The organism is Bacillus sp. FSL K6-4563, assembly GCF_038630405.1.
GTDB classification, from domain to species: domain Bacteria; phylum Bacillota; class Bacilli; order Bacillales; family Bacillaceae; genus Bacillus; species Bacillus pumilus.
Genome location: NZ_CP152030.1, coordinates 644,249 through 661,242 on the forward strand (window position 1 = coordinate 644,249; position 16,994 = coordinate 661,242).

The 16,994-nt window shown below is 35.1% G+C and carries 16 protein-coding genes, 1 pseudogene and 1 other annotated feature; of the genes and pseudogenes, 6 read left to right on the top strand and 11 right to left on the bottom strand.

The genetic code is table 11. The features are described from left to right. Positions 1–2: 2 nt before the first annotated feature. The 4 genes from MHH54_RS03210 to MHH54_RS03225 form a co-directional block, all read right to left on the bottom strand. On the bottom strand, positions 3–488 hold the full coding sequence (locus tag MHH54_RS03210) for a YbaK/EbsC family protein (RefSeq protein WP_044141491.1): 486 nt from the start codon (positions 486–488) through the stop codon (positions 3–5). 18 nt (positions 489–506) lie between these two features. Next, positions 507–1,586 (bottom strand): AraC family transcriptional regulator, encoded by a 1,080-nt coding sequence (locus MHH54_RS03215; protein WP_342500668.1) that lies wholly within the window; start codon positions 1,584–1,586, stop codon positions 507–509. After that, complete coding sequence (locus tag MHH54_RS03220; protein WP_342500669.1) at positions 1,587–3,248, bottom strand: 2-isopropylmalate synthase; 1,662 nt, start codon at positions 3,246–3,248, stop codon at positions 1,587–1,589. Positions 3,249–3,303: 55 nt separating this feature from the next. Next, positions 3,304–3,568, bottom strand: a binding site (T-box leader). Between the two features lie 263 nt (positions 3,569–3,831). Continuing rightward, entirely contained in the window at positions 3,832–4,719 is an 888-nt protein-coding gene (locus MHH54_RS03225) for an AraC family transcriptional regulator (protein WP_342500670.1), read from the bottom strand. Positions 4,720–4,845: 126 nt separating this feature from the next. Between MHH54_RS03225 and MHH54_RS03230 the strand changes: the two are divergent. The 3 genes and pseudogenes from MHH54_RS03230 to MHH54_RS03240 form a co-directional block, all read left to right on the top strand. Continuing rightward, positions 4,846–5,180 (top strand): annotated as a pseudogene (locus tag MHH54_RS03230) (GMP synthase (glutamine-hydrolyzing)); the annotation flags it as partial. A gap of 62 nt (positions 5,181–5,242) precedes the next feature. Further along, positions 5,243–6,244, top strand: coding sequence for a hypothetical protein (locus MHH54_RS03235; RefSeq protein WP_342500671.1), 1,002 nt, complete (start codon positions 5,243–5,245; stop codon positions 6,242–6,244). A 723-nt stretch (positions 6,245–6,967) separates the two neighbouring features. Next, complete coding sequence (locus tag MHH54_RS03240; RefSeq protein WP_342500672.1) at positions 6,968–9,481, top strand: ATP-binding protein; 2,514 nt, start codon at positions 6,968–6,970, stop codon at positions 9,479–9,481. Positions 9,482–9,950: 469 nt separating this feature from the next. Here the strand turns inward: MHH54_RS03240 and MHH54_RS03245 are convergent, their stop codons facing one another. The 6 genes from MHH54_RS03245 to MHH54_RS03270 form a co-directional block, all read right to left on the bottom strand. Next, positions 9,951–10,085, bottom strand: a complete 135-nt coding sequence (locus MHH54_RS03245) for a hypothetical protein (RefSeq protein WP_262982462.1) — start codon at positions 10,083–10,085, stop codon at positions 9,951–9,953. Positions 10,086–10,125: 40 nt separating this feature from the next. Next, positions 10,126–10,842 (bottom strand): CPBP family intramembrane glutamic endopeptidase, encoded by a 717-nt coding sequence (locus MHH54_RS03250; RefSeq protein ID WP_342500673.1) that lies wholly within the window; start codon positions 10,840–10,842, stop codon positions 10,126–10,128. A 95-nt stretch (positions 10,843–10,937) separates the two neighbouring features. Continuing rightward, the gene (locus MHH54_RS03255) at positions 10,938–11,348 is read right to left on the bottom strand and encodes a hypothetical protein (RefSeq protein WP_342500674.1); all 411 of its coding nucleotides are present in this window, start codon (positions 11,346–11,348) and stop codon (positions 10,938–10,940) included. A gap of 5 nt (positions 11,349–11,353) precedes the next feature. Next, entirely contained in the window at positions 11,354–11,806 is a 453-nt protein-coding gene (locus MHH54_RS03260) for a LytTR family DNA-binding domain-containing protein (protein ID WP_065099138.1), read from the bottom strand. An 18-nt stretch (positions 11,807–11,824) separates the two neighbouring features. After that, a complete protein-coding gene (locus MHH54_RS03265; protein WP_342500675.1) occupies positions 11,825–12,391 on the bottom strand; it encodes a GNAT family N-acetyltransferase in 567 nt (188 codons plus the stop codon). A 3-nt stretch (positions 12,392–12,394) separates the two neighbouring features. Beyond that, the gene (locus MHH54_RS03270) at positions 12,395–12,580 is read right to left on the bottom strand and encodes a Fe3+ hydroxamate ABC transporter substrate-binding protein (RefSeq protein ID WP_342500676.1); all 186 of its coding nucleotides are present in this window, start codon (positions 12,578–12,580) and stop codon (positions 12,395–12,397) included. 179 nt (positions 12,581–12,759) lie between these two features. Here MHH54_RS03270 and MHH54_RS03275 point away from each other — a divergent pair, with 179 nt between their 5' ends. Next, the gene (locus MHH54_RS03275; protein ID WP_044141506.1) at positions 12,760–13,305 is read left to right on the top strand and encodes a sigma-70 family RNA polymerase sigma factor; all 546 of its coding nucleotides are present in this window, start codon (positions 12,760–12,762) and stop codon (positions 13,303–13,305) included. Beyond that, positions 13,274–14,719: a DUF4179 domain-containing protein gene (locus MHH54_RS03280; protein WP_342500677.1), complete on the top strand. Its 1,446-nt coding sequence runs from the start codon at positions 13,274–13,276 to the stop codon at positions 14,717–14,719. Before MHH54_RS03275 ends, MHH54_RS03280 begins: the two co-directional genes overlap by 32 nt. Positions 14,720–14,737: 18 nt before the next feature. Here the strand turns inward: MHH54_RS03280 and MHH54_RS03285 are convergent, their stop codons facing one another. Next, a complete protein-coding gene (locus tag MHH54_RS03285) occupies positions 14,738–15,925 on the bottom strand; it encodes an MFS transporter (RefSeq protein ID WP_342500678.1) in 1,188 nt (395 codons plus the stop codon). Positions 15,926–16,026: 101 nt separating this feature from the next. On the opposite strand from MHH54_RS03285, the gene MHH54_RS03290 reads away from it, so the two are divergent. Then, positions 16,027–16,923: a LysR family transcriptional regulator gene (locus MHH54_RS03290; RefSeq protein ID WP_342500679.1), complete on the top strand. Its 897-nt coding sequence runs from the start codon at positions 16,027–16,029 to the stop codon at positions 16,921–16,923. Positions 16,924–16,994 lie beyond the last annotated feature (71 nt).

Below are 16,994 nucleotides of genomic sequence, written 5' to 3' on the forward strand. Positions count from 1 at the left end.
TTTTAATGTGTGAATTCATCATTCCATCCCTTACCCACATCAATCCATTGTGAATAACCGGAGTATTTTTCTAATTGTTTGATTGTTAGTTCAATAGCACTGTTACTGCTCCCGCAGGCTGGATAGACTGTCTCAAAACGTTTTAGTGAAATATCTAAATAAACAGAAACGCCATTCTTTATAGCAAAAGGACATACTCCGCCAATTTCATGACCGACCAAGTCAACGACCTCATGAGGAGAAAGCATTTTAGCTTTTGTTTTAAAATATTCCTTGAATTTTTTGTTATCAACTTTTGCATCACCAGAGGTCACAACTAAAATAGCTTGCCCATTCACTAGAAAGGAGAGTGTTTTTGCGATTCTTTCAGGTTCGCAGCCCAATGCAGAAGCAGCCAAGTCTACGGTTGCACTAGATACTGAAAATTCTTGAATTCGAGTATCCATATCATATTGTTTAAAATAATCTTTTACTTTTTTGATTGACATGATGATTTCTCCTTTTTATTAGTATTGATTTGAAGTTTGCTCGACTTTATTATTTAAACGATATTGTTGTGGTGTTAGGTGATACTTTCTCTTAAATAAACGAATGAAATGCTCTACATTTTGATAACCAACGGTTGTCGCAATATGATCTACTTGCAAATTGCTCCCAGTGAGCATTTCACACGCTTTTTCCAATCTTATTTCTTGTCGAATCTCACTAAATGATTTGCCAAGCTTACGAGCTATATATTTTGACAGATAAGATTGTGAAAGGTTAAATTCCTCTGCCATCTCCTGGATTGTTATATGCTCACAACATTGCTGAATATATTGAAGCATTTGAATCATACGTTTATCACTATATTGTTTGACCTGATTTACGTTCATATGACTTGGTTTGAATCTTAATAAGAGGCATAATAATATCTCAAACAAATTATTCATAATCAACTGGTAACTAGGAAACCGATTATAATTTTCTGTAAATAGTTGAAGAGAGCAGTCTAGCAAATTTTTATCCAAGCGACTATGGAAAATAAGAATATTTTTATTTTCTTTTATATACATTGCATTCAAAAAGAACTCTGAAATGACATTATTTCCTTTTAACATTTTAAAAAACACTTTTTGAAAAGTACTTTTACGGATCATGATTTGCATTGCGATTGTATTCTCCATGACAATTGGCTTGTGTATTGTATCAGGTGGAATAAAGGCAATATCTCCTGATTTTAAAGTCATTTTTTTATCTTCCACTTCTAAATACATCTCATTTTCCAGAACATAGATCATCTCAAAGAAATCATGGATAGCCGACAATTGAGGCATAAAACGGCTATACTTTCTCACTTCGATATCATTCTCCTGACCTAACCACATGGTATCCTCTTTTTCAAATTCGTTCTGCCCTTTAAGCAAAAATTCTTCTATATATATTTGCTTATGCATTAAATTGTTTTTATCATAATCCTTCAAAAATAATTGCAATGATTGATTGTCATGCTTTTTCTGTTGGTATTGTTGATAAAAGATTTCTTGCTCGTTATATTCTCTTAAATATTGCATCGCTTCATGTTTTTCAAGTTTATTTTTTTTCATCTACATCCAAACCTCTAGTCTATTTACTGCAACCACCAGGGCTTTCACTGTTGCTTCAATAATATCTTTATCAATTCCAGCACCCCAATGCATTTTTTCTTGATATGAAATACCAATCTGTGCACAGGTTTTTGCTTGAGAATCCTTGCCCAAAGAATTCTGTTCATAGACTTCCAAAACATACTCGAGATGAAAATATGCTTTTAACGCATTACTGATTGCATCTAAACTTCCAGTGCCAGTTCCTTGTATTTCAATTTGTTGATGATCTCTCAGCAAAGTTAAGGTGACTTCCTGCTTCTCTCCTTTATGAAATTGATAATCAAGCAGCTGGAAATGAGGGTGAAAATCAACATACTGCTTTTCAAAAACATGATATATTTCTTCGACAGACAATTCCCTATTTGTCTGATCAGATACTTTCTTCGCTTCATATCCCATGGCTTCATTCATTTTATAAGGAAGTTGAATGCCATAATTTGTTTCTAGTATATAGCCTATGCCGCCTTTTCCAGACTGGCTATTGATTCGAATCACATCCGTTTGATAATTCCTTCCCAAGTCAACTGGATCTACTGGGATATACGGAACGTCCCATTTATCAACATGATTTTCCTTTCTATATTTCATACCTTTAGATATCGCATCTTGATGTGACCCAGAGAATGCGGTGAATACCATCTCGCCAGAATATGGCTGTCTCTCATGAACAGTAATTTTGGTTAGTTTTTCATATTTTTTACGAATAGCTTCTAGGTTATTGAAATTCAATTTTGGATCATAACCTTGTGAATACATATTCATCGCCAAGGTAATCAAGTCTACGTTCCCTGTACGTTCACCGATACCAAATAATGTACCTTCGACTCTTTCTGCGCCAGCTAGCACACCAAATTCTGCATCACTCACCCCAGAGCCACGGTCATTATGAGGATGAACAGATAATGTCACACTGTCTCGGTAAGACAGATTTTTGTGTATATACTCAATCTGACTTGCGAAGATATGAGGCATTGAATATTCAACTGTTGTCGGAATATTGATGATCGCTTTATGATTTGGTGTCGGTTTCCAAATATCTAAAACACTCTTACAAATATCTAAAGCATAATCCACTTCTGTTCCTGGAAAGCTTTCAGGACTATATTGAAAATAAATATCGCTTTCTGTTTTTTCGGCCAGTTCTTTTACTAAAATAGCTCCATCAATTGCAATTTGTTTAATTTCATCTTTTGTTTTCTTAAATACTTGTCTGCGCTGCGCTTCTGAAGTCGAATTATATAAATGAACAATCGCTTTCGGTACCCCCTTAATTGCTTCGAAGGTTCGGCGGATAATATGCTCTCTCGCTTGCGTGATCACCATAATCGTTACATCGTCTGGAATCATATGATGATCAATCAGTGTCCGTAATAGCCTAAACTCCGTATCGGAAGCAGCTGGAAATGCGATTTCAATTTCTTTAAAACCTATCTCTACTAGTAACTGAAACATTTCCAATTTTTCTTCTAAGTTCATAGGAATAGGTAATGCTTGATTTCCATCCCGTAAGTCCACACTGCACCATATAGGAGCACTTTCTAATGTTTCTTTCTTCACCCAATCATAAGTAAGGTTCGGTGGCAAAAAGTATTTCTTTTCGTATTTTTTGTAGTTAAACATCATCGATTCCTCCTGTAATTGGAATATAAAAAAGCCTATCATCTCCAAGATTGAACTTGGAGACGAAAGACTTCTTCTTACGCGGTACCACCCCTGTTTCATGATAACCATATATTATCATGCCCTTATTCGGATACAGATTGTTATATCTTATATCCTTCCCATATAACGGTGGGGTGCCGTCCTTAACTACATCAATACTTTTCATTTCACTAAGGCTACTCTAAGGTGAGTTCCTTGCCTTTTTGTTATTGCTTCTCATCAACCAGCAACTTTCTGAAAACATTTCGGCAAGTACTATTCCTTTTCATCGCATTCTAATTTTTCTGATTTTTTCTATTATACCAAGATGACAAAAAAGAGATAGTGGTAGGGATATCTTTTTCAATTGATTTTTTTTGTCCTATGGGTGCTTATCTTCATTTTAAATTTTATTTTCTTTATTTTACTTCTGTTTTAATGTGGTGTCCTCTTCACCAAATAAAAATCCAAGGCCACAAATAAAGGTGAGTGAATTCATAGCGAACAATAAAATCGCACCAATTTTTTTCATGGCAATCAATCTCCTCTTCACTTCAGTCTGCTAGCCCTCAAAATTTAAATTCACTGGTTCATTCTCTAAATGATCCACAGTATTTTGTTCTGTCACTGGCACACTTTCATCTACAATTTTAAAACTAAGTTCGTCCATCCAAATTTGACCTGGACCTTGTAGTAATATGCCAAACGCAATGACTTCACTTTTTACTGGAACATCTAGTACGACACTAAAATGATTCCATCCATTTGTTCCTGTAATAGGACGGTTCATCATATTGTCAAACGCAAGAACTTCACCTGAAGAATGGTCGATTCTCATCCATAAACCAGCTGAGCCTTTCACATCTTCGCTTTTAACAAAAGCAGAAAATTGAAGCCGTTCTCCGCGGTAACGATCAGACTTAATTTGTTGCATCAATGTTGCGAAACCTCCAGCTTTTTCATCTTTTGATTTTAAATAAGCGGAGTTAGTACCACTGTGTACAATTCTGTTATCCAAACCTGTTTCATAGTCAGAAGGGGTGTCCCCCGTCATAATCCAGCCAGTAGGTGTGTTCTTATTTGCAGCCATATTCTTTTCCTCCTTATCAATTACATTCCTTAGTAATCTCCGATAACGTGCTGGTGACATGTCATATATCTTCTTAAAGGCTCTAGTGAAGGATTCCTGTGAACTAAAACGATACTGCAATGCGATATCAATCGCCCGTTGATCCGTATGAATTAAATCCTTCGCCGCTTGGGTCATTCGACGTTCCCTAATATAATCAACAACTGACTTCTTAATCACTTTTTTGAACATACGGTGAAAGTGAAACCTAGAATAACCAGCGTGTTTCGCTAGAGTTTGAAGCGGTAAATCATCTTTCAGATGCTGTTCAATATAATTTAATGTTTCTTGAATCGTTTTTTCATGTTCTTGATAGGACAACCGTGCACCTCCTTGCCTTACGAGTTTAGTATAGCGGAAATGCTCTTTAGGAAACTTGACTGTTTGTGCTATGTTGCAATATTACCTACCTCAGGTTTTGAGCTGGCCATGCCTAGATTAAGGACAGGTATCCGTGAACTAGGTGAAATTTCTAAAGAAAAACTAGAAATTGTCCGTGAATCGGATGCGATTCTACGTGAAGAAATTGCCAACTTCGGCCTTGAGCGCGACATCGGTCATTACTTCACGGTTCTCCCAGACATCCTAGGTGTTACGGATGACGCAAGAACATATGACTACACAATCGGTATCCGTGCTGTTACTTCGATTGATGGGATGACGAGTGACTTGGCAAGAATCCCTTGGGGGAGCTTGAAAATCTCTCAACTTGTATCGTGAATGAATTGGTGGTGTATGATATTGTGAATAAGCTAGTTATAGGCTTTTTTATTCCGCGCTAATAATGTTCAAACTAAAATGATAATATTAAATTAATGTAAAATAAAAATTAAAGGAGTACAAAATGATTAAATATAAATTTATAGCACATGCTTATGATTTAGAAATTAAGGACACCATGAATAGAGATATTAAAGTTTTTGAGAATTTAAGAATTTCCAATAACTCTAATAAAGTATCTGAAATATTTCATCCTCTATTTAGAGAAGCAATTGGAAGCCTAGAATATGATTGTCTACTATCGGGTCCATATTATTATGCAGAAGGAGAAATAAAAGATGATTCTCTTTTTGATGAAAAATCAGAATGTGAAATTTTAGATAGTTTTATGAAAAATGCTCAACTTGTTAACAGCTTTCTTTGGTTAGTTAAAGATAATAGTGTACGTGTTGAAAAGGGATATATGCAATTGGAAACTGGTAGAGAAGTAAAATTCAGTTCAAATGGAAGAAGTGTAATGTTTTATAACTTGAAAGGTGATAGAGATTCATTACTTTTTAATATAGAAGAATTAAAATTGCCAGAGATGTTTTATAATAAATATTTTGGTCAGACTGTAAATATCTCAGGTTTGAATGATAAGGCTGATTCATTTAAGGAAATTCCAGTTTATGAATCTTCGAGAATCGAAAGAGCTTTATACCTTTTGCAAACTGCTAGAGCACAAAATTATTTGCCAGAAAGAATAGCGATATTTACTTCTTTATTAGAAACTTTAATTTCAACTAGTAACACTGATGTTACACATAAATTAAGAGAACGAATAGCTTGGTTACTGGGAGAGAGTTATGAAGAACGAGAAGATATATTTAATGATATGGGAGTAATTTATGGCATTCGGTCTCAGCATGTTCATAATAGTACAGTCCCTAAGGGTACTAGGACACCAGAAAAACTGATTTTAAATGCAGGGAAATTAGAAAACTATGCAAGGAGAGTATTAGTAAAGGTTTTAATTGAAGAAAAAATTGGTAATTTGTATCAAGAAAATGATAGAGGAAAATATGATGATGAAAGATTAGAAAAGTTCTTTAAAAGTCTTTGTTTAGGAAAAATATATAAATGAAAAAGAACTTCTAATGGAAATCTTTTATTAAGGCCCTATTTACTGATTTGAATTCAGCCTTCTTTTATTACGCTGGTGATATTCAACATTAATAATACTTTTAAACTTGTTAGTAACCTCATGATTCATATAAAGTTATAGATGCTCATAAATTCTAATGTTGTTTGAATGTATTCATGACTTAATCTATCTTAAACTAGAGCCATTTTCACCTAAGGAGTTGAGTAGTAAACTTGGTTTTCTTTTTATTAACTTTCCATAATTTTGAGTGCTCAACTTATTAGTTGGCAATCCATTATGAGATAAAACATATTTGGAGGGAAATACATCGAGTTATCTTTCTCTTGATTTTTTATAATTAGACTGTAATATCATAAAGAAATCCAAATATATTGAAATACTGAATAAATACAAGAGTCGTTGACGAAGATTTACTAATAGTGATTTAAAACGAAATATTAGTGATATTCATAAGGGCACCTATATTTCCCTTGTATCAGGAATACCGCAGTAAGATAGTTCATTCATACGTTTTCGTCTCAAGTTATACTGTGAAAAAGCTTAATAGTAGCGCTCCCTTTTTTTGCATTGATATGGTATGCTTACCCTAAATAAGCGATTTCAATTATAGGAAAATTAATCAAGTGAATTTTTAATATTGTAGTAGAAAGAGTAAAATATTGACTGAGATTATTTGAAAATTAAATTTAAGGTGTGCGAGAGATGAATTTAGAAAATACAAAACTAATGATGGAATTACATAGAAGGCAATCTTCCTTTTATTTTAAAATCCAAGAGGTTTATAAAGAAGTTGAAAGTGTATTAAACACTAGGATACCCCGCATATTTCCCTATTATACTCAGCATGATGTTGGGCATTCATTAAGAATTATGGATTTAATGTACGATTTAATTGAAGAAATAGATAATTTGAATGATTTAGAACTTGCACTAATAATTTATTCATCCCTTTTACATGACATAGGAATGGCTCCGGATGATAATGAGATACTTGATATTAAAAATGGGAGGTTAACATATGAAGGATTAAATTATGAAATATTATTAGAACAATTTCATAATGACCATACATTAGCCCTTCAAGAATTTATAAGAGAAGTACATGCATTTCGTTCATCAGAATATATAAAAAATAAACTATCGCATCACTTCTTTATACCAGATATGCCAGAAGTTTTATTTGTAAATGAGTTAGCAAAAATTTGCGAGGCCCATACAAAGGATTTTTATTGGTTAATAGAGGAGTTAGATGTAAATATTGTTAAAGGAACTTATAGTTGTAACTTGCAATATAGTGCAATGCTTTTAAGAATAGGAGATATATTAGATTTTGATAGCTCTAGAACTCCCACTCGGTTATTTGAAGCTGCTAGACCTTTAGGGTATAGTCTTGAAGAATGGAAGCAACATTTTGTAATTGAAAACAAACAGAAGGTAAATAATAATGATACAGGAATTAAAATTATAGAATTTTATGGAGAATGTGAAGAACCTAAGATACATAGGAAGATTTTAAATTATTTTAGCTGGGTGGAAACTGAGATAAATAACGCTTTAGAACTTTCGGGGAATTTTAATAATAAACATAAATTTAATTTGCATTACAGAATAAATAATTTTATTAGATCTAAAGATTATAAGATAGTAGATTTGAAGTTTGAATTTAATTACTTGCATATTATTGAGATCTTAATGGGAGAAGAGTTATATGGAAATAAAAAATATGGTCTTAGAGAAATTATTCAAAATTGCATAGATACCTGCAATCATAAGGGAATTATATACAAACAAATTAAAGAACCATGGGAAAATGATTATATAGGGACTATAGATATAATTCTTAAAAAAAGTAAAAATGAAGTGATTATTAAAGATAACGGAATAGGTATGGATTATTCAATAATAAAAAGATATTTTTTAGAGCTAGGTTCATCTTATTATAAATCAAAAGAATTCAAGCATTTAGATAGTGATTATAAGCCTATAGGTAATTACGGAATTGGTTTTTTAGCAGGTTTTATGATCTCGTCAAAAATTTTAGTGAGAACTAGACATTATAAAAGTAATTCCATTATTGAATTAGAAATAGAAAAAGATGAACAATATGTAGCGATGAAAGAGGTAGAAAGACCTAACTTTGTAGGAACGGAAATTATTTTGAATTTAAATGATTTTTTATCTATTTGGGACTCAAATATTGAGGATTTAGAAAATTATTTAATTGAACAATTTTTATTTAAGGATATTAATGTACATTTAAACATTGAAAATGAAGACGGAGGATATAAAAAAATAACAATAAATGATTTAGAACTTACTGAAAGTGTTGATTTAAGTCATTATTTAGAAGATGTAGAGTTAACATTAAAATATTTTAAAAATAGTATAATTTTCAAGAAATATCTATTAGATTTGCTAGATGGTAATGTTGTTTCTCTAGAAGATGAAGAAATAGTATATATTCCAGATACTGATGAAACAATTCTATTAAAAAACTATGTACAGAATAGTAAGTTAGAAACTATTGAGTTAATATTAGTTGACGATGAAAAATTACCGGCATTAGAAAGAGCTTTAGAATTAGATCTGGATGAAGATGAAATCATTAATTATGTTTGGGAATATTCTCCACCAACTTTAGAAGTAATAACTTTAGATGGAATTTTGAACAAGAATATGCCAACTCTTTATGAGAACTCAGAATACGTTATCAATTTCGATATTGAAAAATTAAATAAAATTGATGATATATACCATAACAATGAATTCGGAACTATCTATACTAAAAAAGAATATAATTTATTCGCAATAAATGGAATAGATAAGTATTTAGAATTGATAAATCATGATGATAGAGAAAATTTAATGTCTTGGAGGATAAATCCTAGGTATTATTATTATCGAAAAATGTTTGTTAGAGGAGTGTTCGTAAAAGAGTTAAGTAGTTTAAATGTAGAAAATGCAATAAAAAATATATCGATTCAGGATATAAAAATAAATGTACTTAATCCATCAATTATTCCTACTGTCAATAGAAATTCTTTTAAAGAAAGTGATGAAATAATTTTGATGAATTCCATATATATAGCAATCTGTTTGGATATTCTAGATAATACCGAAGACTTTTCAGAAAAAATGTTAATGCGTAAATATTTAGATATATTTATGAAGTCTTCAAATAGTTTAATAAAAGAGGAATTTCATCCTAAAAGTTAAATGCATGTTTTGTCTACTCGAGAAATTAAAATTAAAGGAAATTTCTCTACTCTAAAAGAAATTGACCGTAGCCCAAAGATTAGAAGAAAAATAAGCATATTAGTAGTTTATTAGATAGATCATACATCTGTATAAATTAGTGCGCTCGAATTTATATTAAGGCAATGATTGATGGGAGAGTAAATATATAAATAACTTGGAGTGTAACGATTATTTATAAGGATTTTTAATGTTTAAAGGTTATCAATTCTCACTAAAAACTCCACTAAGTGGAAAGCCAATCCCTTTAATAAGGAGTTGGCTTATTTGCGCAGTAATCAAATAAAAATAACTTGGCCACTCAGTCAAGCTGTTTTATGGTCTGGCAAAGGGGTTGTTGATTTAGAAATATATAGCATTCTGAAGGAGGATGACATGAATCAATAAGTTCGATAACATGATGCTGAGGATATCGGCTTTTTGTTATGATCTAATTTTTCTGTTTGTCGGAATTCCTTTTAGAAGATAAAAAAGCGAAGCACTGAGCTCGCTCATTTCTATTTATTTCATTGGAAAATTGAATTTGCATATCTTTCAGTTCTTCAATCCAAGTGTGCTGTTTCATTCCTTACCTCCTATTCTACTCATCTACCATTATTAAACATTCAATTTTTCATTCTTAATCTTCTCCACAACACCACCGCAAGAACAAGCAAAATGACACATTGAATGGATAGTAAAAGCATTTGCATTCCGACAGATGTATGTCCATTTGTTATTTGATCCACGATATTATGCACCGCATGCCATATGATCACCCATTGCAGGCTGCCAGTGAGCCCCACGATTTCAGCCGCAACAAATCCAAATAAAAAGGCGAATAAGATTTGTGCCACTGTTATGGTGATGCTTTTTCCGCTTAATAGATTAGCAGAATGACCGAGACCGAATAGTATGGCGGAGCCCCAAATGGCGGTGTTCAGGTTGATCTGTTTTAAGTATTGGAACAGAATGCCGCGAAAAATACCTTCTTCAAAAATACCGACACACACCATGAAGAAACAAAGTGCCATAAAGGATGACAGTGAGATGTCCTTGTTTAGTCCTGCGATAAATGGGACGGCTTCTATGAAAAGAAGTGGAAATATCCACAAGCCAAGAGTCCCTTTTCGAAACCCGATCTCTTTGAAGTGAAAGCGGCTTTTTTGAATGATCAATAGAAGAAAAAGACAGCCAGCTAGCATGGCACAGCCATTGATGAGATAGATGTTCGTTGGATCGGTTACTTCTTTGATGGATATATAGACACCTGCGCTTGTTGGAATGATTAAAGAAAACAGCATTAGAAGTACTGATTTTCGGATGATTGTGATTGGTTTCATGTTTTAATTCCTCCTCTAACGTCAGAGTAGTGGAATCAAGCAGAAGTCACAATTAAATCTTCCTAACATGTCAATATTTAGCCCTAAGATGCACTTTAAGATGTTGTTCGTTTCTTTCGCTGCTGTAAAAGTTCGTTGATTTCCTCAGCGGTTGCTTGGTCTTTTTTATACAATAGGTACTTCATCAAAAAGAATAATGCCATGACCACAAGGAAATTCACGATGAACGAAAGGAGACTGATTTCAGCGCTGACGATGATGATGGTGGTCATAATCATACACATCACAAGGACGATATATAGAATTTGTTGAAAAAAAATCCGTTTATGACTGTACGTTTGTTTTGGATATAGCAAGAAGGTCAGGGCGCTTGAAAAAAAGGAGCTGAACATGATTGCTTGTAAAATATAGATGGGCATCGTTCCAAACGTGAAACAGTAAATCAATACGAGTGCAGTAAAGATCAGACAAAATGTGATCAAAAGATTTGTGATATAACGTTTCATCCTGTTCACTTCCTCCGTAACCCAAGCTTCTCTTTTAATGCTTGAATATAAAAACGTGAAATCATTACCTTTTCTCCATTCATAAGGCTTGCTTCAAAACGGCCACTCGTTTTAGGAGAAATAGCGGCGATCTGATCAATATTAAGAATCATCGATTTAGATACCCTCAAATAATCATGCGCTTCAAGCCGTTCTTCAAGTTCAAATAACTTTTCCTTTATGAGAAACACCCCATCTGACGTATACAAGAACGATCTTTTATCGACGCTTTCTATATATAAAACCTCGTGATAATAGACCTTCTTCATTCTTTCTTTCGTGGGCTCTTGCGCTAGGAAATAGGGTGATGATTGCTTCACTTGTTGAACTAGCTTTTCAATAGTAGGATTTAGCTCATAAATGTGAAAAGAAACATACTCTGATTGCGGCTTTTGGATGAAATGAATATCCGTTTTCATTTGTTTCTCCTCTGTCTATTAGGATTTTTCGTAATCTCTCTTCAAAATCGAATACATATACACATCATCGAACCCCTTTTGACCCAATTCATACTCTCTCAATAATCCCTCTCCCACAAAATCAATCTTCTCCAATAATTGAACAGACGACGTATTTTTAGGATCAATGATGGCTTCAATCCGGTTCAAATTCATCTCCTGAAATCCATATCGCAACACCGCAGCAATCGCTTCGCTCATGATGCCTTTTCTCCAATGATCGTGATGTAATTCATAGCCGATTTCCGTGCGGCAGTGCTGTTTTGCTAGATTGAGAAATCCGCAGCTGCCAATGATGGCGGGGTCATCTTTTAAAGAAATGCCCCATCTAATCCCTGTTTGTTCTTTGAAGATATTGTCATACCACTTGATTTCTCCTCTTGTGTCTTCGATGGATTCATGTGCATCAATGCCCATGTAGCGGCACACGGTTTCATTGGATAAATAGATGTGCATATCCTTAGCGTCTGCGATCGTTGTTTGTTTTAAGATCAGTCTTTCGGTATGTATTGTTGGAAATGATTTTGGATAGGTGATTTTGTTCATTTTTTATCCTCCATGTGATGTCTTTTGTTCTGTACATGCCTGACAATAAAAAACCCCTTCATTCCTCAGCCAAGCCTTCACCTCTGTCATTCCTCGTCTCTTTGGATAGACCAGCTTGACGTACACTTCTTCGTTTCCTTCTATCTTTTTCTGACAGCTAGCACACGTAGGTTCTTCAAATAGAAACAATCGACATACTCCTTTTTGTAGATATTTCTTCCATTATATCAAATGTTCAACTTATTCTTTCGACTCTATTCTTCACTTTCTCTATTTTTATCCGACATATGCTAAGTAAAATAAATTTTCATTTGTTGAAACCGTTTGAGAGAAAGCTTGCTCTAACAGGTGTAGGAGGTGTGGATGAGATGAAGCAAGTGCGTCTAATTAAAAAAGCACAAAAAGGGAATGTCCCGGCATTTGAGAAATTAATGCTGATGTATCAGGAGCGTTTATATAAAACGGCTTTTCTCTACACAAGAAATAAAGAGGATTCGTTAGATGCTGTTCAGGAGACGGTATTTAAAGCGTTTAAGCATCTATCTGGCTTGAAAGAACCAGCTTATTTTTCTAGCTGGCTGACGCGGATTTTGATTCATACAATTTTTGCAATGAAGAAAAAGCAGCAAGATGTTGTTCCGTTTGAACAGCAGCACGAAAGCGTTGAGCGGAATGATTTTTTGGAAGACAAGCTAGATTTAAAACAAGCACTTGATGTGTTAGACGAGCAATACCAGATTGTGATTCAGCTATTTTATTTTCAAGATTATTCGATTTCAATGATTTCTCAGCAGATGGGTATGCCTGAAGGAACGGTTAAAACTCATTTGTATCGCGCAAGAAAGTTATTAAAGCAAACATTGGAAAAGGAGGAGAGTGTCGATGGAACGAAAAGAAATGAAAAAGCTTTATGATGAGATTGAAGTACCAATGGTAGAAGTAACTTCTGTGGTTCGCCAAGCAATAGGAGATGTGAAAGCGGAAAAGAAAAGACGTTGGTTCACATGGAATTGGAGAACGCCAATATATTCTGTCATCATACTAATCGTTCTTTATTTTTCATCAGGCTTCCTTTTTCCTTCTCTTAATACAGCGATGGCACGTGTCCCGATTATTGGACAGTTTTATATGATGTTTCACGATAAAGTAGGAATGTCTCTTTTTCAGAGTGATTTGGTGAAGCATGTCAATGAGGGGGCTGAATCAAGAGGGGTTACTGTGAAAGTAAACAGTGTGTACTATGATGCCGGTCGGCTTGTTTATACGTTTACTGTGGAGAATTTCCATACAAACGAAGATGTTGTATCGTTTAGAGTGAATCCAGAAAAAATCGATGGAAACTTCCAACTGAATTTTGATAAAACAGAGTTGAAAAAATTAAAAGATGGCCGCTATGTTGGACAGACGGAAGTCTATACAAATGGACAAACGATCAAACAAGGTCAGCAAGTGCCACTTGTTATTTCGAAGATTGGGGATATTGTAGGGAATTGGCGCTTCAAGTTACCTGTGGTCAAGCAAAAAACCACTTTATTAGCGGGACAAAAAGACGTGTCTATTTTAAATGGACGTTATCAAATAAGAAATGTAAAGGTTGAAAACGGAGTGAATGGCTCTGCTATTCAATATGCCATTGATTACAATGGTTTTGCCAAAGATGATAGAGTTAGTATTGATGGAATGAAGGATAATTTAGGGAATGAGTATGAGCTTGAGATTGGAACTGTTTTAAGGAAAAAACAACTGACTTCTGGTAAAAATAGAAAAGAACATTTGACGATTCTGAATCAGCCGATCAATCCAAAGGCGACCGAATTGACATTTGACACATCTGTGGATATCGAACGAGAATACAGCCACATTATTCCTCTTCAGACAAAGCTGCCTGTTCAGTTCAAAACAAAACACCATGGCATCGGAATCAAAATCAATAAGATAGAGCAAAAAGACCGTTCTGTGATTGTTGATTATCAATTTACTGGAGTAGATCAAAAAGAATTAGATCAGGATGTGATGGAGAATATAGGTGAATTCATTGGATTAGGCGATGTTGAAAAGATGAAATCATGGCCCAATCCACAAGCAGACTATGAAAGCGGATATTACTTGAAGGGGAACCATGCGAAGGTGACGAATGTAAAGACAGCTTCCATGCAATCCACCTTTGGATTTGATGATAAGAATCTAGAGACTTTATCATTAAACCATTTTTCTTTTAAAGATTATGGGCTTTATCTTGATTTGTCAGAACTGAATATGTTGGCACCACAGAAAGCGATAAAGGTAACCATTCCAGTCAAAAAAGAAACTTCAAAAGCTAGTCAATAAATAAGAGAGCGAACATGGTTATACATGTTCGCTTTTTGTCTGCTTTTGGACCAGTTGATTGCGATGGAACGAGTACCGAATCAACATGAATGCGACAAAACTGGCTAAACCGCCAATCCAGCTTAAGTTCGTGACATGTGTATATTGTATAATCACGCCGCCCATTGACGATCCAAGCATCATGCCGATATTCATAATCGCTGTATTAAAACTCAGCACGGTTTCTGATGCTTGAGGTTTTAGAGAAATGAGGTAAAACTGCTTCGCTGGCGTTGTCGTCCATGTTGCGATGCCCCATATGGCTAATGTGATCAATACGCTAATTGTAGAAAATTGTGTAAAAAATAGGGTGAATAGAGCGAGCATCTGGATCATGATGCTGATCGAGATGGTTCGGTTTGGTCCCCATTGATCAACGGCGAAGCCGCCAAATCGTGAGCCTATAAAAGCAGCGATTCCTAAAATGAGTAAGGCGATACTTGTCATTTCAAGAGAGAAGCCAGCGGTCTGTCGTAATAAAGGTGAGATATAAGTGAACACCATTGTGTAGCCTAAGATCCAAAAGACGGTCGTGGCTAAGCCGCTGATCACCCTGCTATCTTGAAGGAGATGTAATTGCTGCTTCAATGGCAGATGTGAATGTCCCTCCATGCGTGGCAGTAATTGATAAAGCAGTAATAAAAGACAAGCAGTACCTAGCGCAATAATGAGAAAAATATAGTGCCAATCCACATGACCTGATAGAAATGTGCCAATAGGGACACCAAGTACGAGTGAAACGGTAAAACCAGTAATGACCGTCGCCATTGCACTTCCCTTTTTTTCTGGAGGGGCGATCTGCGCTGCATAATTCGTGGCAACGACAATATATAAGCCGCCACTCATCGCCATGATGACTCGGGATAGCAGGAGTAGCACAAAGTGATGGCTAAAAAAGGCGACCACATTGCCTAAAATAAACACAAAAATAGCCGATAACAGAACCTTTTTTCGGTTCAATTTCGATGTTGCTATGACTAAAAAGAGAGCACCTACTGCATAAAAGAGAGAGTAAACGGTGATAAGCTGCCCGGCAGCAGGAATGGAGATATTTAAATCAACAGAAATAATATCTAGAATGCCTGACACGACGAATTCTGACGTGCCTGTGACGAATGAACCGACAGCTAAAAGGATAATCAATAGCTGATGTGATGTGTTTTTCATTTTTGAACCCTTCCTTCAATTTGATACGTTGTATTTAGTTTAAATTCCGTGCTAACATAAGTAAAATTGATGTTTTTCATGAAGGAGATGAGTGAATACTCATGAGCTTTGTTCGCTTTGACATTATCGCAAAAGTGGTGGAGCTTGGCAGTTTTACCGCAGCAGCTGAAGCATTAAATATGACGCAGTCCGCAGTGAGTCATGCGGTGGCGAGTTTAGAAACGGAGTGGGGTGTGTCTTTATTCATTCGTGATCGAAAAAAGGGCATCATGCTGACAGATATCGGTCAAACGCTTCTCCCGCATATTAGAGAAGTGTTAAATAGAGTGGAGAAGATCCAGCAGGAAATTGCGTTAACGAAAAATATCGAAACGGGCTTGATTCGTATCGGCACATTTGCCAGTGCATCTGCTTGTTTATTGCCTAAACTGCTTGTGAGCTATCAGAAAAAGCATCCGAAAATCGAATTTAAATTTTATGAGGGAACGTATGAAGAAATATTGGAGTGGCTAGATTCTGGCATCATTGATGTTGGATTTGTTGTGAAAGGTCATGCGGATGAAGCCTTTGACTTGCTTCCGCTGATCAAAGATGAGATGGTGGTCGCCTATCATCCGAATCATCGATTTCACCAGCAGTCCATTGTAGACATCACAGATTTGGCGGATGAACCATTTATTATGCCGACTGGCATGTATCAATCACATGTAGAGGATATTTTTGCTGAGGCTCAATTGAAGCCAGCTACTTTATTTGAAGTACACGATTGTACGACCATTGCTCGTATGGTTGGGGAAGGGCTTGGTGTCACGATAGGTCCTGAGCTGTTTTTAAAAACGCAGCAGCTTGTGCACATTCGAAAGTTGAATGTGTCTCATCACCGCAAGGTTGCGCTCGCCTGTCCGTCTCTCTCCCAAGCTTCTCCATCTGTGAAAGAGTTTTTCCATGTAGCCGAGGCAGTTTTTGCAAAAGAGAAGGATTTGGATAAGGGTGTATAAAGAACTACATGCGATTTTCCAAATTCGTGTAATAAGACGAATGAAGCGGACATTTCTTTGAAAAATGTTCG

Coding starts and splice junctions, on each gene's coding strand:
- MHH54_RS03210 (WP_044141491.1), bottom strand. CDS start 488: ATGTCAATCAAAAAAGTAAAAGATTATTTTAAACAATATGATATGGAT.
- MHH54_RS03215 (WP_342500668.1), bottom strand. CDS start 1,586: ATGAAAAAAAATAAACTTGAAAAACATGAAGCGATGCAATATTTAAGA.
- MHH54_RS03220 (WP_342500669.1), bottom strand. CDS start 3,248: ATGTTTAACTACAAAAAATACGAAAAGAAATACTTTTTGCCACCGAAC.
- MHH54_RS03235 (WP_342500671.1), top strand. CDS start 5,243: ATGATTAAATATAAATTTATAGCACATGCTTATGATTTAGAAATTAAG.
- MHH54_RS03240 (WP_342500672.1), top strand. CDS start 6,968: ATGAATTTAGAAAATACAAAACTAATGATGGAATTACATAGAAGGCAA.
- MHH54_RS03245 (WP_262982462.1), bottom strand. CDS start 10,085: ATGAAACAGCACACTTGGATTGAAGAACTGAAAGATATGCAAATTCAA.
- MHH54_RS03250 (WP_342500673.1), bottom strand. CDS start 10,842: ATGAAACCAATCACAATCATCCGAAAATCAGTACTTCTAATGCTGTTT.
- MHH54_RS03255 (WP_342500674.1), bottom strand. CDS start 11,348: ATGAAACGTTATATCACAAATCTTTTGATCACATTTTGTCTGATCTTT.
- MHH54_RS03260 (WP_065099138.1), bottom strand. CDS start 11,806: ATGAAAACGGATATTCATTTCATCCAAAAGCCGCAATCAGAGTATGTT.
- MHH54_RS03265 (WP_342500675.1), bottom strand. CDS start 12,391: ATGAACAAAATCACCTATCCAAAATCATTTCCAACAATACATACCGAA.
- MHH54_RS03275 (WP_044141506.1), top strand. CDS start 12,760: ATGAAGCAAGTGCGTCTAATTAAAAAAGCACAAAAAGGGAATGTCCCG.
- MHH54_RS03280 (WP_342500677.1), top strand. CDS start 13,274: ATGGAACGAAAAGAAATGAAAAAGCTTTATGATGAGATTGAAGTACCA.
- MHH54_RS03285 (WP_342500678.1), bottom strand. CDS start 15,925: ATGAAAAACACATCACATCAGCTATTGATTATCCTTTTAGCTGTCGGT.
- MHH54_RS03290 (WP_342500679.1), top strand. CDS start 16,027: ATGAGCTTTGTTCGCTTTGACATTATCGCAAAAGTGGTGGAGCTTGGC.